This window comes from Pseudomonas sp. LPB0260 (genome assembly GCF_013388395.1).
Genome location: NZ_CP058247.1, coordinates 4,282,212 through 4,297,832, shown reverse-complemented (window position 1 = coordinate 4,297,832; position 15,621 = coordinate 4,282,212). Strand labels below are relative to the sequence as shown.

Annotated in this window: 17 protein-coding genes; 12 read left to right on the top strand and 5 right to left on the bottom strand. The window is 66.6% G+C overall.

Features of this window, described 5'->3' with window-relative positions:
- Positions 1–45 precede the first annotated feature (45 nt).
- The 3 genes from potA to LPB260_RS19160 are packed head-to-tail and all read left to right on the top strand — an operon-like array spanning position 46 to position 2,992.
- Positions 46–1,188, top strand: a complete 1,143-nt coding sequence (gene potA, locus LPB260_RS19170; protein WP_208707389.1) for a polyamine ABC transporter ATP-binding protein — start codon at positions 46–48, stop codon at positions 1,186–1,188.
- A gap of 26 nt (positions 1,189–1,214) precedes the next feature.
- The gene (locus LPB260_RS19165) at positions 1,215–2,096 is read left to right on the top strand and encodes an ABC transporter permease subunit (protein WP_208710041.1); all 882 of its coding nucleotides are present in this window, start codon (positions 1,215–1,217) and stop codon (positions 2,094–2,096) included.
- On the top strand, positions 2,093–2,992 hold the full coding sequence (locus tag LPB260_RS19160; protein WP_208707388.1) for an ABC transporter permease subunit: 900 nt from the start codon (positions 2,093–2,095) through the stop codon (positions 2,990–2,992). The genes LPB260_RS19165 and LPB260_RS19160 overlap by 4 nt, the downstream gene beginning before the upstream one ends.
- Positions 2,993–3,085: 93 nt before the next feature.
- On the opposite strand, the gene LPB260_RS19155 is transcribed toward LPB260_RS19160, so the two are convergent.
- Complete coding sequence (locus LPB260_RS19155) at positions 3,086–3,667, bottom strand: DUF6436 domain-containing protein (protein WP_208707387.1); 582 nt, start codon at positions 3,665–3,667, stop codon at positions 3,086–3,088.
- A 122-nt stretch (positions 3,668–3,789) separates the two neighbouring features.
- Between LPB260_RS19155 and LPB260_RS19150 the strand changes: the two genes are divergently transcribed.
- On the top strand, positions 3,790–4,731 hold the full coding sequence (locus LPB260_RS19150; protein ID WP_208707386.1) for an alpha/beta hydrolase: 942 nt from the start codon (positions 3,790–3,792) through the stop codon (positions 4,729–4,731).
- 3 nt (positions 4,732–4,734) lie between these two features.
- Here the strand turns inward: LPB260_RS19150 and LPB260_RS19145 are convergent, their stop codons facing one another.
- On the bottom strand, positions 4,735–5,502 hold the full coding sequence (locus LPB260_RS19145; RefSeq protein ID WP_208707385.1) for a DUF2059 domain-containing protein: 768 nt from the start codon (positions 5,500–5,502) through the stop codon (positions 4,735–4,737).
- A gap of 89 nt (positions 5,503–5,591) precedes the next feature.
- Here LPB260_RS19145 and LPB260_RS19140 point away from each other — a divergent pair, with 89 nt between their 5' ends.
- Together LPB260_RS19140 and LPB260_RS19135 are read left to right on the top strand one after the other, a co-directional pair.
- Positions 5,592–6,215, top strand: a complete 624-nt coding sequence (locus LPB260_RS19140; protein ID WP_256625646.1) for a 2OG-Fe(II) oxygenase — start codon at positions 5,592–5,594, stop codon at positions 6,213–6,215.
- A 32-nt stretch (positions 6,216–6,247) separates the two neighbouring features.
- Entirely contained in the window at positions 6,248–6,760 is a 513-nt protein-coding gene (locus LPB260_RS19135) for a DUF523 domain-containing protein (RefSeq protein WP_208707383.1), read from the top strand.
- Positions 6,761–6,803: 43 nt separating this feature from the next.
- Here the strand turns inward: LPB260_RS19135 and serA are convergent, their stop codons facing one another.
- A complete protein-coding gene (serA, locus tag LPB260_RS19130) occupies positions 6,804–8,033 on the bottom strand; it encodes a phosphoglycerate dehydrogenase (RefSeq protein ID WP_208707382.1) in 1,230 nt (409 codons plus the stop codon).
- Positions 8,034–8,218: 185 nt separating this feature from the next.
- Here serA and LPB260_RS19125 point away from each other — a divergent pair, with 185 nt between their 5' ends.
- The 3 genes from LPB260_RS19125 (at position 8,219) to LPB260_RS19115 (ending at position 11,435) form a co-directional block, all read left to right on the top strand.
- Entirely contained in the window at positions 8,219–9,613 is a 1,395-nt protein-coding gene (locus LPB260_RS19125; RefSeq protein WP_208707381.1) for an FAD-binding oxidoreductase, read from the top strand.
- A 138-nt stretch (positions 9,614–9,751) separates the two neighbouring features.
- Positions 9,752–10,417 carry a fumarylacetoacetate hydrolase family protein gene (locus LPB260_RS19120; protein WP_208707380.1) on the top strand — a complete coding sequence of 222 codons (666 nt, stop codon included), beginning with the start codon at positions 9,752–9,754 and terminating at the stop codon, positions 10,415–10,417.
- A gap of 106 nt (positions 10,418–10,523) precedes the next feature.
- Complete coding sequence (locus LPB260_RS19115; RefSeq protein WP_208707379.1) at positions 10,524–11,435, top strand: SdiA-regulated domain-containing protein; 912 nt, start codon at positions 10,524–10,526, stop codon at positions 11,433–11,435.
- Positions 11,436–11,467: 32 nt separating this feature from the next.
- Here the strand turns inward: LPB260_RS19115 and rpiA are convergent, their stop codons facing one another.
- Entirely contained in the window at positions 11,468–12,139 is a 672-nt protein-coding gene (gene rpiA, locus LPB260_RS19110; protein ID WP_208707378.1) for a ribose-5-phosphate isomerase RpiA, read from the bottom strand.
- A 142-nt stretch (positions 12,140–12,281) separates the two neighbouring features.
- On the opposite strand from rpiA, the gene ilvA reads away from it, so the two are divergent.
- Entirely contained in the window at positions 12,282–13,796 is a 1,515-nt protein-coding gene (gene ilvA / locus LPB260_RS19105) for a threonine ammonia-lyase, biosynthetic (protein ID WP_208707377.1), read from the top strand.
- A gap of 25 nt (positions 13,797–13,821) precedes the next feature.
- Complete coding sequence (locus tag LPB260_RS19100; RefSeq protein ID WP_208707376.1) at positions 13,822–14,262, top strand: DUF2269 family protein; 441 nt, start codon at positions 13,822–13,824, stop codon at positions 14,260–14,262.
- Positions 14,263–14,325: 63 nt separating this feature from the next.
- On the opposite strand, the gene LPB260_RS19095 is transcribed toward LPB260_RS19100, so the two are convergent.
- Positions 14,326–14,979 (bottom strand): HAD family phosphatase, encoded by a 654-nt coding sequence (locus tag LPB260_RS19095; protein WP_208707375.1) that lies wholly within the window; start codon positions 14,977–14,979, stop codon positions 14,326–14,328.
- A 143-nt stretch (positions 14,980–15,122) separates the two neighbouring features.
- Between LPB260_RS19095 and LPB260_RS19090 the strand changes: the two genes are divergently transcribed.
- A complete protein-coding gene (locus LPB260_RS19090; RefSeq protein WP_208707374.1) occupies positions 15,123–15,602 on the top strand; it encodes an RNA pyrophosphohydrolase in 480 nt (159 codons plus the stop codon).
- Positions 15,603–15,621: the final 19 nt, after the last annotated feature.

The following is a 15,621-nucleotide window of genomic DNA, read 5'->3' as shown; positions in this document are numbered from 1 at the left end:
CGTCCGGCCGCAGGGGTTGGGCGCTATTTTCCGGGAGTTTTGGTAATGGCAGTTGCTTCGAGTGCCTACAAGAAGATCCTCGAGGGCGATCAAGAGCCCAAAGAGGTGCTGGTCAAGATCGAGCGGGTCACCAAGAAGTTCGACGAGACGGTCGCCGTCGACGACGTCTCGCTGACCATCCACAAGGGCGAGATCTTCGCCCTGCTCGGCGGCTCCGGTTCGGGCAAGTCGACCCTGCTGCGCATGCTCGCCGGCTTCGAGCGGCCCACCGACGGGCGCATCTTCCTCGATGGCGAGGACATCACCGACATGCCGCCCTACGAGCGGCCGATCAACATGATGTTCCAGTCCTACGCCCTGTTTCCGCACATGAGCGTGGCCGAGAACATCGCCTTCGGCCTCAAGCAGGACCGCATTCCCAAGGCCGAGATCGACGCCCGGGTCGAGGAAATGCTCAAGCTGGTGCAGATGACCCAGTACGCCAAGCGCAAGCCGCACCAGCTCTCCGGCGGCCAGCGCCAGCGCGTGGCCCTGGCCCGTTCCCTGGCCAAGCGGCCCAAGCTGCTGCTGCTCGACGAACCCATGGGCGCGCTGGACAAGAAGCTGCGCTCGCAGATGCAGCTGGAGCTGGTGGAGATCATCGAGCGGGTCGGCGTGACCTGCGTGATGGTCACCCACGACCAGGAAGAGGCCATGACCATGGCCCAGCGCATCGCCATCATGCACCTGGGCTGGATCGCCCAGATCGGCAGCCCGGTGGACATCTATGAGACCCCGACCAGTCGCCTGGTCTGCGAGTTCATTGGCAACGTCAACCTGTTCGACGGCCAGGTGGTCGAGGACATGGAAGGCCACGCGCTGATCGACAGCCCGGACCTGGAGCGCAACATCTTCGTCGGCCACGGCGTCAGCACCTCGGTGCAGGACAAGAGCATCACCTACGCGATCCGCCCGGAGAAGCTGCTGGTCACCACCGAGCAGCCGAGCGGCGAGCACAACTGGTCGCGCGGCAAGGTGCACGACATCGCCTACCTGGGCGGTCATTCGGTGTTCCACGTCGAGCTGCCGAGCGGCAAGATCGTCCAGTCCTTCGTCGCCAACGCCGAACGGCGTAATGCGCGGCCGACCTGGGACGACGAGGTCTTCGTCTGGTGGGAGGACGACAGCGGGGTGGCGCTGCGCTCATGAACATTTCCCGAAGCATTAGCCGCCGGCTGCCCAAGGGCCGCCACTTCGTCATCGGTGTGCCGTTCGTCTGGCTGTTCATGTTCTTCCTGCTGCCCTTCATCATCGTGCTGAAGATCAGCTTTGCCGAAGCCGAACTGGCCATCCCGCCCTATACCGATATCTACACCTGGGCCGACAACCAGCTGTCGCTGGTGATCAACCTGGGCAACTACATCTTTCTCAGCGAGGACGACCTGTACGTGTCGGCCTACCTAGGCTCGCTGAAGATCGCCCTGATCAGCACCCTGCTGTGCCTGCTGATCGGCTACCCGATGGCCTATGCCATCGCCCGCGCGCCGAGGGAGATGCAGACGGTGTTCCTGCTGCTGATCATGATGCCGACCTGGACGGCGATCCTGATCCGCGTCTACGCCTGGATGGGCATCCTCAGCAGCAACGGCCTGCTCAACAGCCTGCTGCTGAGCCTGGGCCTGGTCGACGAGCCGCTGCGCATCCTCAACACCAACGTCGCGGTGTACATCGGCATCGTCTACTCCTACCTGCCGTTCATGGTCCTGCCGCTCTACGCCAACCTGGTCAAGCACGACCAGAGCCTGCTGGAAGCGGCGGCCGACCTGGGTTCGAGCAACTTCAACAGCTTCTGGAAGATCACCGTGCCGCTGTCGAAGAACGGCATCATCGCCGGCTGCATGCTGGTGTTCATCCCGGTGGTCGGCGAGTTCGTCATCCCCGAGCTGCTCGGCGGCCCGGAGACCCTGATGATCGGCAAGGTGCTGTGGCAGGAGTTCTTCAACAACCGCGACTGGCCGGTGGCCTCCGCCCTGGCGGTGGTGATGCTGCTGATCCTGATCATCCCGATCATCCTGTTCAACCGTAACCAGGCGAAGGAAATGGAGGGCAGGGCATGAAGCGCGTAAGTTTCTCCACCCTGATGCTGTGGGCCGGGCTGGTGTTCATCTACCTGCCGATGGTCATTCTGGTGATCTACTCGTTCAACGGTTCGCGCCTGGTCACGGTGTGGGGCGGCTGGTCGGTGAAGTGGTACGTCGGCCTGCTCGACAACACCCAGCTGATGAGCGCGGTGCTGCGTTCCCTGGAGATCGCCCTGTACACGGCGATCGCCGCGGTGGCGCTGGGCACCCTGGCGGCCTTCGTGCTGACCCGGGTGACCCGCTTCAAGGGGCGCACCATGTTCGGTGGCCTGGTCACCGCGCCGCTGGTGATGCCCGAGGTGATCACCGGTCTGTCGCTGCTGCTGCTGTTCGTGGCCATGGCCCAGCTGATCGGCTGGCCGGCCGAGCGCGGCCTGCTGACCATCTGGATCGCCCACACCACCTTCTGCACCGCCTACGTCTCGGTGGTGGTGTCCTCGCGCCTGCGCGAGCTGGACCTGTCCATCGAGGAGGCGGCCATGGACCTGGGGGCGCGGCCGTGGAAGGTGTTCTTCCTGATCACCATCCCGATGATCGCGCCGTCCCTGGCGGCCGGCGGCATGATGTCCTTCGCCCTGTCGCTGGACGACCTGGTGCTGGCCAGCTTCGTCTCCGGTCCCGGCTCCACCACCCTGCCGATGGAGATCTTCTCCGCCGTGCGCCTGGGCGTGAAGCCGGAGATCAACGCCGTGGCCAGCCTGATCCTGCTGGCGGTGTCGCTGGTCACCTTCCTGGTCTGGTTCCTCACCCGCCGGGCCGAGGAGCGGCGCAAGCGCGCCATCCAGCAGGCCATGGACGAAACCACCGGCGCCAGCCAGCAGCGCGGTCCGGACAGCCGCCGCGACCCGTCGCAGCAGCCTGCGGTGGTCTGATCGAGCCGGGTTGGGCGCATTGAAAAGGGGTCACTCAGGTGGCCCCTTTTTTGTGCTGTGGATTTTAGGCGGGTGGCGGCTGTTCTGCCGCGATCACGGCGCGGCGGTTTCCGCCCAGTCGCAGAAGCAACCCAGCGCCAGGGTGTTGCTGGCGTCGACCGTCCGGCCTGCCGCCAGGGCTTCGAGGATCGGTTCGATGAAGCTGTTGCTCGAGTTGCAGGTGAGGCCTTCGCTGTAGGGGCCGAAATAGGCCAGCTGGCCGTGGGTGTCCCAGATGGCCACGGCCGGGCTGGCGGGTATCCCTGCGGCGCCGGGCAGGGTCGTCAGTGCCTGCAGGTCGCCCGGGCCGGCCGTCAGGCGGCCCTGGCTGCCGGGCTTCTGCACCGCGTAGAAGGCCACGCCGCGCGGGGCGAACTCGGCGATCAGTTCGCTCAGGTGCTGCTGATTGCCGACATTGCAGGGGCAGGCGGGGTCCCAGAAGTGCACCAGGCGAATCGGCCCGGGGCCGGCCAGGCTGTCCGGCAGGCGCAGTTCGGCGCCGGAGAACAGCGCCGCGCGCTCGTCGAAGGGGCGCAGGTAGCGTTCCTCGAACCAGCGAAGGGCCAGCGCCAGGGCGGCGACCAGCAGCAGCGTGAGCAGGCAGGCGAGCAGGGTCTTGCGGCTGGGGCGGGACATGGCATGGCGGTCGCGGAAGGGGCGCCTAGCTTGCCATGTCGCGCGTTGCAGCTGAACATCTGAGCGCGCCTGCGGCACAATGGCGCCCTGCGCAATGTCCCACCCAGTCCACGGAAAGCCTTATGCCAGAGCGTTTCGATCCCGAGCACCTGCGTCCCTTGCTGCGCCCCCTGGCCGCGGCGACGCTGGAGTTGCCGGCGGTGCAGGCCTATCGGAGCTTCTATGGCATCGATCTGGCGCAGCGCCACGCGCGTCTGGACTGTCGTCTGGGCGGCTTCTCCGTCGCCGGCTACCAGATCGCTGCGCACCTCTGGGCGCCCCCCGAGCCGCAGGCGACCCTGCTGCTGGTGCACGGCTACTACGACCATATGGGGCTGTACCGTCACGTGGTCGACTGGGCGCTGCAGATGAACTTCGCGGTGCTCGCCTGCGACCTGCCGGGGCACGGCCTGTCCAGCGGCGCCCGGGCCAGCATCGATGACTTCGCCGAGTACCAGCAGGTGTTGCACGGCTTGCTCGAGGAGGCGGCGCTGCTGGACCTGCCGCAGCCCTGGCACCTGTGCGGGCAGAGCACCGGTGGCGCGATCCTGCTGGACTACCTGCTCAACGGCGCGCCACGGCCGGAGATCGGCCAGAGCATCCTCCTGGCGCCGCTGGTGCGGCCGCGGGCCTGGACCTGGTCGCAGCTCAGCTATCGCCTGCTCAGCCCCTTCGTCAAGGCGATACCCCGGCGCTTCAGCGAGAACTCCAGCGATCCCGCGTTCATCGACTTCGTGCAGAACCGTGACCCCCTGCAGCCGCGCAACCTGCCGACGGCCTGGTTCGCCGCCCTGCGCGACTGGGTGCCGCGCATCGAGGCGGCGCCGCGCAGCGCCCACAGCCCGCTGATCATCCAGGGCGAGGCGGACATGACGGTGGACTGGCAGCACAACCTCGAGGTGCTGCAGGACAAGTTCGCCACGCCGCAGATTCTGCGCCTGCCCGAGGCGCGCCATCACCTGGCCAATGAGGTGCCGGCGCTGCGCCAGCGCTATTTCGACTTTCTCCGCGAGCGCCTGGCCTGAGGCTCAGATGCCCTGGGGCGCCGGCTCCAGCTCGGCGCTGCTCTGGCCCACGGCCAGGCCGGAGCGGATCGCCGTCAGGGCGGCGCGGTAGTAGGCCTGGCCCGCAGGAGACTGGGCGAAACTGACGAACTCCTCCAGCTCCGGATCGGACAGCTCGCGGTAGACGTGCAGCAGGGTGTTGTCGAGGTCGGCACCAATCTGCTCGATCAGGTGCTGACGCTGGGTATCGAGCAGGGTCTGGGCCGCACCGCCGCCGAGCAGGCCGGGCAGCATCTGGCTGAGGCTGTCGGCGGCGACGCCGGCCAGGGCCAGGCTGATCTCGGCGCCCGCCTCTTCGGCCGGCAGGGCCTGGGCCAGGTGGCGGATCAGCAGGCGCCGGGTGGCGCTGGCCTCGCTGCGCGGCAGGCCGTCGACGTGCAGCGCCAGCTGCTCGCGGCTGGTGGCGAGCAGTTCGGCGGCGACTATCTTGCGACCCAGCGGCGACTGGAAGAACTGCAGGGCCGGCGCCGGATCGGTCAGCTGCTGGCGCAGGCTGTATTGCGCGCGCTGGTCAATGGCCCGCGGGTCGAAGCGACGGTTGCTGTTCTCCACCAGGGCCTGGTAGACCGCCGGCGGCAGGCTGCGGCGGTAGCGTTCCTGGGCGGCGCGCAGGGCGTCGTTGAAGTGCGCGCGCTGCTGCGGCCAGCCGGCGGCCTGGTACAGCTGCAGGTGCACGTCGGCCAGGCTGGGCAGGCTGAAGATCAACAACAAGACAACGCAAAGGGCGCGCATACAGACTCCTGTGTAGCGGGCGGCTATTTTCAATGGCCAGTCGAAGCTTGTCGAGGCGCGCGGCCTTGCCACGCTGTAGAATCGCCGGCATGCCGACCGACGCCCAAGACCTGCCCCTATCGAACATCGTCGACGACCTAGCCGAACAGGGCTGGTCGTTGCAGCCGCTGTTCGCGCCTAATGCTCTGACCCTCGAGTTGGCCGAAGAGTGCCGCAGGCGCGCGGCCCGGGGCGCCTTGACCCCCGCCGGCGTCGGCAAGGCCCAGGAGGTCCGCGAAGGCATTCGCGGCGACCGCATCGAGTGGCTGGACCCCGGCCAGTCGGCGGCCTGCGATCGCTACCTGGCGCTGCTCGACGAGTTGCGCCTGACGCTCAACCGCGGGCTCTTCCTCGGCCTCGAGGACTACGAGAGCCACTTCGCGCTGTACCCGCCGGGCGCCTTCTACCAGAAGCACCTGGACCGCTTTCGCGACGACGACCGCCGTGCGGTGTCGGTGGTGCTCTACCTCAACCCGGACTGGCAGCCCGAGCATGGCGGCGCCTTGCGCCTGTATCTGGCCGACGGCTCGACGCGCGATATCGCCCCCCAGGCCGGCAGCCTGGTGGCATTTCTATCGGCGGAGATGCTCCATGAGGTGCTGCCGACCACCCGCGAGCGGCTGTCGCTGACCGGCTGGTTCCGCCGTCGCGGCGCCGACCCATTGCAGCCATGAGCGCTGCGCCGAGGCGCGGCAGAGGAGAGAATATGCAGAAGGTTCTGGTCAGCCGTTGCCTGCTCGGCCATCCGGTGCGCTACGACGGCGGCGCCCACGGCCCCATCGGGCTGCTCGAGCGCTGGCAGGCCGAGGGGCGCGTGGTGGGCCTGTGCCCCGAGGTGGCCGGTGGCTTGCCGACGCCGCGGCCGCCGGCGGAAATCCCCGGTGGCCAGGGCGCCCAGGTGCTCGACGGCCTGCTGCCGGTGCGCAGTGTGGACGGCGAGGACTTCAGTGCCGCCTTCCTCGCCGGCGCGCAGCAGGCGCTGGCACTGGTCGAGCGCCAGCAGATCCGCCTGGCGGTGCTCAAGGCACGCAGCCCGTCCTGCGGCAACCGCGAGAACTACGACGGCAGCTTCAGCGGCCGCAAGGTCGCCGGCGAAGGGGTCACGGCGGCGCTGTTGCGCCGGGCCGGGGTGCAGGTGTTCAGCGAGGAGGAGCTGGCCGAAGCCGAGGCGGCGCTGCGCGCGCTGGAAAGCGTTGAGGCGGGATTCGCGGCGGAATGAAAAAAGGGAGGCCTATGGCCTCCCTTCTTCGTTGCCCGGCGGGCTAGAACAGCACGCGGCTGCGGATGGTGCCGTGCACGTGCTGGAGCTTTTCCAGGGCCAGGTCGGAGTACTCGGCGTCGACGTCGATCACCACGTAGCCGACCTTGTCATTGGTCTGCAGGAACTGACCGGAGATGTTGATGCCGTTGTCGGCGAACACCTTGTTGATCTCGCTCATGACGCCCGGCACGTTGGCGTGGATGTGCAGCAGGCGGTGCTTGCCCGGGTGCGACGGCAGGGCCACCTCGGGGAAGTTGACCGAGGACACCGAGGTGCCGTTGTCGCTGTACTTGACCAGCTTCTCCGCCACTTCCAGGCCGATGTTGGCCTGTGCCTCGGCGGTGGAGCCGCCGATGTGCGGGGTCAGGATCACCCGGTCCAGGCCGCGCAGCGGGCTCTCGAACTCCTCGTCGTTGGACTTGGGCTCGACCGGGAAGACGTCGATGGCCGCGCCGATCAGGTGCTCGTCCTTGATCGCCTCGGCCAGCTTGTCCAGCTCGACCACGGTGCCACGGGCGGCGTTGATCAGGATGCCGCCCTTCTTCATGGCGCGGATTTCCTTCTCGCCGATCATCCACTGGGTGGAGGCCAGTTCCGGCACGTGCAGCGAGACGATGTCGCACATGCCCAGCAGTTCGTAGAGGTTGCCGATCTGCGTGGCGTTGCCCAGTGGCAGCTTGGTCACCACGTCGTAGAAGAACACCTGCATGCCCATGGCCTCGGCCAGCACCGAGAGCTGGGTGCCGATCGAACCGTAGCCGATGATGCCGAGCTTCTTGCCGCGGATCTCGAAGGAGTTGGCCGCGCTCTTGATCCAGCCGCCGCGGTGGCAGGAGGCGTTCTTCTCGGGGATGCCGCGCAGCAGCAGGATGGCCTGCGCCAGGACCAGTTCGGCCACCGAGCGGGTGTTCGAGTAGGGGGCGTTGAACACCGCGATGCCGCGCTCGCGGGCGGCGTCCAGGTCGACCTGGTTGGTGCCGATGCAGAAGCAGCCGACGGCCACCAGCTTCTTGGCGCAGTCGAACACTTCGGCGGTCAGCTGGGTGCGCGAGCGGATGCCGATGAAGTGGGCTTCGGCGATCTTCTCTTTCAGCTCGTCGCCTGACAGGGCGCCCTTGAGGTACTCGATGTTGGTGTAGCCGGCGGCCTTCAAGGTGTCCACGGCATTCTGGTGGACGCCTTCGAGGAGAAGGAACTTGATCTTGCTCTTGTCGAGAGAGGTCTTGCTCATCGGAGTACCTGTTGTCCCACAAATAGTGTCAGGGAAGCGTCAGCGGCGTTGCTGATCGCGCCCGCGCAAGGGCCTGGGGGGCGCGATTCGCGGGGTGCGTATGCTAGCATGATCTCCTTTTTCCATGCTTGGTTGCGACCTGAATGGTTCTCAGGGCGACCATGAATCGTTTGAGAGTTCACTTGATGACCACAGCTGCCCTGATCGAAGAACTTAAGACCCTGGTCGAGCCCGGCAAGGTGCTCACCGATGCCGATTCACTCGCCACCTACGGCAAGGACTGGACCAAGCACTTCGCGCCCAATCCCGCTGCCATCGTCTTCCCCAAGAGCGTCGAGCAGGTCCAGGCCATCGTGCGCTGGGCCAACCAGCACAAGGTCGCCCTGGTGCCGTCCGGCGGTCGCACCGGGCTGTCCGCCGCCGCAGTGGCGGCCAGCGGCGAGGTGGTGGTGGCCTTCGACTACATGAACCAGATTGTCGAGTTCAACGAATTCGACCGCACCGTGGTCTGCCAGCCGGGGGTGATCACCCAGCAGCTGCAGGACTTCGCCGAAGACAAGGGGCTGTACTACCCGGTGGACTTCGCGTCCGCAGGTTCCAGCCAGATTGGCGGCAATATCGGCACCAATGCCGGCGGTATCAAGGTGATTCGCTACGGCATGACCCGTAACTGGGTGGCCGGCCTGAAGGTCGTTACCGGCACCGGCGAGCTGCTGGAGCTGAACAAGGACCTGATCAAGAACGCCACCGGCTACGACCTGCGCCAGCTGTTCATCGGCGCCGAGGGCACCCTCGGTTTCGTCGTCGAGGCCACCATGCGCCTGGACCGTGCGCCGCAGAACCTCACCGCGATGGTCCTCGGCACCCCCGACTTCGACTCGATCATGCCGGTGCTGCATGCCTTCCAGGGCAAGCTCGACCTGACCGCCTTCGAGTTCTTCTCCGACCGCTGCCTGGACAAGATCCTCGACCGCGGCGACGTGCCGGCCCCCTTCGAGACCCGCACGCCTTTCTATGCCCTGCTGGAGTTCGAGGCGACCACCGAGCAGGTGGCCGAGGCGGCCCTGGCCACCTTCGAGCACTGCGTCGAGCAGGGCTGGGTGCTCGACGGGGTGATGAGCCAGAGCGACCAGCAGCTGCAGAACCTGTGGAAGCTGCGCGAATACATCTCCGAGACCATCTCGCACTTCACTCCGTACAAGAACGACATCTCGGTCACCGTGTCGAAGGTGCCGGCCTTCCTCGCCGACATCGACAACCTGGTCAACAGCAACTACCCGGACTTCGAGGTGCTCTGGTACGGCCATATCGGCGACGGCAACCTGCACCTGAACATCCTCAAGCCGGACGCGCTGAGCAAGGACGAGTTCTTCGCCAAGTGCGCGACGGTGAACAAGTGGGTGTTCGAGGTGGTGCAGAAGTACAACGGCTCGATCAGTGCCGAACACGGCGTCGGCATGACCAAGCGCGACTACCTGGGCTACAGCCGCTCCGCGGCGGAGATCGGCTACATGAAGGCGATCAAGGCGGTGTTCGACCCGAACGGCATCATGAACCCGGGCAAGATCTTCCCGCTCTGACCGGCGCGCCTGCGCCTTTGGTAGCAGTGACAGCCCATGTCGGCCAGGCCAGCATGGGTGATCGAGCATTGAACAGACCCAGCTTTGTAGGGTGGAAAACCGCGCAGCGTTTTCCACCATTAGCCGCAAGGAGTCCCCATGAGCTACCAGCACCAGTATGTCGACGGCACCCATATCCACTTTCCCATGGGCAAGGTGGTGTGCATCGGCCGCAACTACGCCGAGCATGCGCGGGAACTGAACAACCCGGTGCCGACCGAGCCGCTGTTGTTCATCAAACCCGGCAGCTGCGTGGTGCCGCTGGATGACGGCTTCAGCATTCCCGAGGACCGTGGCGCGGTGCATTACGAGGCGGAGATCGCCGTACTGATCGGCAAGCCGCTGTCGCGTTGCCCCGATGCGGAAGAGGTGCGCGACGCGATTTCCGGTTTTGCCCCGGGCCTGGACCTGACCCTGCGCGAAGTGCAGGCCCAGCTGAAGGAAAAGGGCTATCCCTGGGAAATCGCCAAGTCCTTCGATGGCGCCTGCGTGCTGGCGCCGTTCGTGCCGGGTGATGCCATCGAGGCGCTGGAGGACATCGGCATCCGTCTGAGCATCAATGGCGAGGTCCGCCAGGACGGCAACAGCCGCGACATGCTCAACCCCATTCTGCCGCTGATCCAGCACATCTGCGGTCACTTCAGCCTGCAGCCGGGGGATGTCATCCTCACCGGCACGCCGGTCGGTGTCGGTCCCTTGCACAAGGGTGACGAACTGGTGCTGGAACTGGTCGGCCACTCGCGCTTCAACAGTCGCGCGCTGTAAGGCGCCTGGCCCTATCGGGGCGCCCCCGGGCGCCTTTCGTCGCGGCAATCGAACCTTAATGCCGGGACGTTAGTCTGACGGGAGTTCTTTTCCCGAGCAGTGCCCGATGCCTGTATTGCCGTCCCCCCTGCTGCGCCCGCGTCGGCTGGCGCTGTTGTCGCTGCTCCTGCTGCTGGCGCTGGCGCTCGACTACCTGCAATGGCACAAACGCGGCTATTTCTGGATCAAGGAGCAGGGCTTCAGCCTGGTCGAGCGCCAGGCGAGCATCTGGTTGCCCGACTACCGGGCGGTCCTGCGCGGCAAGCCGCTGGCCGGCCTGGAGGACGACGAGACCTCCGGGCTGACCTATCACCCGGGCCGCGACACCCTGTTCACCGTCACCGGCAAGCATCCGCAGCTGGTCGAGCTGTCGCTGGATGGCGAGGTGTTGCGGCGCATCCGTCTCGAGGGCTTCGCCGATCCGGAGGGCGTGGAGCTGGTGGCGGACGGGCGCCTGGCGATCATCGACGAGCGCCGCCGCACCCTGACCAGCTTCCATCTGGCCGATGATGCGCAGAGCATCGATGCGCGCGATTACCCGGCCTTCGACCTGGGTTTCGCCGACGCCGGCAACAAGGGCTTCGAGGGTATCGCCTGGGACGCGCGCCAGCAGCGCGTGCTGCTCGGCAAGGAGCGCGGTCCGCTGGGCCTGTTCAGCTTGCCGTTTCCCGGCGAGGACGGCGTGTCCGGCACCCTGCAGCCCCTGCCGATGGGCAACCTCTTCGTGCGCGACATTTCCTCCCTGACCCACGACGCGCGCACCGGCCACTCCCTGGTGCTCTCCGACGAATCGCGGTTGTTGCTGGAGCTGGATGAGGGCGGCGAGCCGGTCAGCTTCATCAGCCTGACCGGCGGGCGCAACGGCTTGCTCGAGGGTATCGAGCAGGCCGAAGGCGTGACCATGGACGCGGACGGCAATATCTACATAGTCGGCGAGCCGAACCTGCTGTACGTGTTCAAGCGTGGGGCGAAAACCTAGCCCGCCGCTCAGTCAGCGCTCGGCGACAGCGTTCAGCGGGTGAGGCGCTTGACCCCTTCGGCAGTGCCCAGCAACAGCAGGTCGGCCGGGCGCGCGGCGAACAGGCCATTGGTGACCACGCCGACGATGTTGTTGATCTGCGCTTCCAGCTCGCTCGGGTTGACGATCGACAGGTTGTGCACGTCGAGGATCTGGTTGCCGTTGTCGGTCACCACCCCTTCGCGGTACACCGGGTCGCCACCCAGCTTGACCAGTTGGCGGGCGACGTGGCTGCGCGCCATGGGGATCACCTCCACCGGCAGTGGGAAGGCGCCGAGCACCGGTACCAGCTTGCTGGCGTCGGCGATGCAGATGAAGGTCTTGGCCACCGCCGCGACGATCTTCTCGCGGGTCAGCGCGGCGCCGCCGCCCTTGATCAGGTTGAGGTGCTCGTCGCTCTCGTCTGCGCCGTCGACGTAGAACTCCAGGTCGCTGACCGCGTTCAGCTCGTACACCGGGATGCCGTGGCCCTTGAGGCGCGCGGCGGTGGCTTCCGAGCTGGCCACGGCGCCATCGAACTCCATCCGGTGCTTGGCCAGGGCGTCGATGAAGCAGTTGGCGGTGGAGCCGGTGCCGACCCCGACGACGCTCTTGGCGTCGAGCTTGGGGAGGATGAAGTCGACGGCGGCCTGGGCGACTGCCTGTTTCAGTTGATCCTGGGTCATCGCGGTTTCTGCGCCTGATTGAAGTCGGGAGGCGCGAATTATAGCCGTTTGCGCCGGCAAAACCCCGCCATTCGTATGGTCGCTCGGCGCGGGCCTGGGGTAGACTCCGGGGTCCCCTAGCGCAACCGCCTGCGATATCGCCATGCTCGAACAGTACGTCAAGAAGATCCTCACCTCGCGCGTCTACGACGTCGCGGTGGAAACCCCCCTGCAAGCCGCCAACCAGCTCTCCGAGCGTCTGGGCAACCAGATTCTGCTCAAGCGCGAAGACCTGCAGCCGGTGTTCTCCTTCAAGATTCGCGGCGCCTACAACAAGCTGGCCCAGCTGTCGGCCGAGGAGCAGGCCCGCGGCGTGGTCACCGCCTCGGCCGGCAACCACGCCCAGGGCCTAGCCCTGGCGGCCAAGGTGCTGGGGGTCAAGGCGACCATCGTGATGCCCAAGACCACCCCGGAAATCAAGGTCAACGGCGTGCGCTCGCGTGGCGGCAAGGTGGTGCTGCACGGCGACAGCTTCCCCGAGGCGCTGGCCTATTCGCTCAAGCTGGTGGAGGAGAAGGGCTACATCTATATCCACCCCTACGACGATCCGCACACCATCGCCGGCCAGGGCACGGTGGCCATGGAGATCCTCCGCCAGCACCCGGGCCAGCTGGATGCCATCTTCGTCCCGGTGGGCGGCGGCGGGCTGATCGCCGGCATCGCCGCCTACGTCAAATACCTGCGCCCCGAGGTCAGGATCATCGGCGTCGAGCCGGACGACTCCAATTGCCTGCAGGCCGCCATGGCCGCCGGCGAGCGCGTGGTGCTGCCGCAGGTCGGGCTGTTCGCCGACGGCGTGGCGGTGGCGCAGATCGGCGAGCACACCTTCGCCATCTGCAAGGACCACGTCGACGAGGTGATCACCGTCAGCACCGACGAGATCTGCGCGGCGATCAAGGACATCTACGACGACACCCGCTCGATCACCGAGCCGGCCGGCGCCCTGGCCGTGGCCGGGATCAAGCGCTATGTCGAACGCGAGGGCTGCCGCGACCAGGTGCTGGTGGGCATCGATTCGGGGGCCAACGTCAACTTCGACCGCCTGCGGCACGTCGCCGAGCGCGCCGAGTTGGGCGAGAAGCGCGAGGCGATCATTGCTGTGACCATTCCCGAGCAGCCGGGCAGCTTCAAGGCCTTCTGCGAGGCGATCGGCAAGCGCCAGATCACCGAGTTCAACTACCGCTACCACACCGACAGGGAGGCGCACATCTTCGTCGGCGTGCAGACCCACCCGGAGACCGACCCGCGCGCGGCGCTGGTGGCGAGCCTGCGCGAGCAGGGCTTCCCGGTGGTCGACCTGACCGACAACGAACTGGCCAAGCTGCACATCCGCCACATGGTCGGCGGCCATGCCGCGCGGGTCAGCGACGAGGTGGTGCTGCGTTTCGAGTTTCCCGAGCGGCCGGGGGCGCTGTTCAACTTCCTGCAGCGCCTCGGTGGGCGCTGGAACATCTCGATGTTCCACTACCGCAACCACGGCGCGGCCGACGGCCGGGTGGTCGCCGGCCTGCAGGTGCCCCAGGCCGAGCGCCACCTGGTGCCGGCGGCGCTGGACGAGATCGGCTACCCCTACTGGGACGAGAGCGACAATCCGGCCTACAAGCTGTTTCTCGGATGAGCCGGTGCGCCGGCAGGAAGGCTGAATGGAACACTATCAACTGCTGAAACTGGCCCACAGCCTGCCTGGCATCCTGCTGCTGCTGGGTGTGCTGGCCCACGTGCTGATGCTGTGGAAGGCGGCGCGCGGCGGCGATGCCCAGGTGCTGCAGCGCAAGCTGGCGCGCACCCGCTCGATCAGCCTGCCGCTGCTCGGCCTGCTGGCCCTGAGTCTGCCGGTCAGCGGCTGGTGGCTGGTCGATCTGGCGGGCTGGCCGCTGGGGCAGACCTGGTTGCTGGCCAGTAGCCTGCTGTTCGCCTTGCTGGTGATCGGCGGCCTGTTGCTGAGCGGGCGTCTGACTGCCTGGCAGGCCCTGGGCGAGACGCCGGCGCCTGCGCGGTTGATGCGCTTCACCGCCGGCTATGCCGGGCTGATCCTGCTGGTGCTGTTGCTGATCCTCGGGCTGATGGGCGCCAAGCCGGCCTGAGGGCCGTGGAGAAACCAGAACGCCGCCCATCCGGGCGGCGTTTTCGTTGGCGCGGGGCGACGTCTAGCGTAGCGAGATGATCGGCCAGCCGCGGCTCTGCGCTTCGGCGCGCAGCTTGGCATCGGGGTCGACCGCCACCGGCCGGGTCACCCGCTCGAGCAGCGGCAGGTCGTTCATCGAGTCGCTGTAGAAGCAGCTGTCGTCCAGGCTCAGGCCGGTTTCGGCGAGCCAGCGGTTGAGGCGGGTGACCTTGCCCTCCTTGAAGCAGGGCACGTCGGTGGTGCGGCCGGTGTAGCGGCCGTCGGCCATCTCGCATTCGGTGGCCAGCAGGGTGTCGACGCCCAGGCGTGCGGCGATCGGCGCGGTGACGAAGCGGTTGGTGGCGGTGATGATCAGCAGCTTGTCGCCGGCGGCGCGGTGCTCTTCCAGCAGGGCTTCGCCCTTGGCCAGGATGATCGGTTCGATGCAGTCGCGCATGAACTCGCGGTGCCACTGTTCGAGCTGGGCCATTTCGCTGCGCCCGAGTATCTCCAGGCTGAAGTTCAGGTAGTCGCGAATGTCCAGGCGACCGGCCAGGTAATCCTCGTAGAAGGCGTCGTTGCGCGCCTTGTAGGCCACGCCGTCGAGGATGCCGCGCTCGCACAGGTAGTCGCCCCAGGCGTGGTCGCTGTCGCCGCCGAGCAGGGTGTTATCGAGGTCGAAGAGGGCCAAGCGCACGCGGATCACCTTTTATTGCAGAAGCCGAGGGGCGCCAGAATAGCGGCTTTTCCGGGGCATTCCTACTTAGCGGACGGCCGCGTTGCCGCTGCCGCGGGCTTTGTGGAACAATGCCGAAACATGCGTTTACGAGGTTGTGCGCCGTGATCGACCCTGATGGTTTTCGCCCTAATGTCGGCATCATCTTGACCAATGATGTCGGCCAGGTGCTCTGGGCGCGTCGGATAAACCAGGACGCCTGGCAGTTCCCGCAAGGCGGGATCAACGACCATGAGTCGCCGGAAGAAGCGCTGTTTCGTGAATTGAACGAGGAAGTCGGCCTGGAGCAGGAGGATGTGAAAATTCTCGCCTGCACCCGTGGCTGGTTGCGGTATCGTCTGCCTCAACGTCTGGTCCGCACCCACAGCCAGCCGCTGTGTATCGGCCAGAAACAGAAATGGTTCCTGCTGCGCCTGCAGTCGGACGAGAACAAGGTGCGCATGGACCTGACCGGCAAGCCGGAGTTCGATGGCTGGCGCTGGGTCAGTTACTGGTATCCATTGGGCCAGGTGGTCACATTCAAGCGCGAAGTCTACCGTCGCGCCCTCAAGGAACTCGCTCCGCGCCTGTTGGCGCGGGACTGACACTGACTAGAGCCGAGCC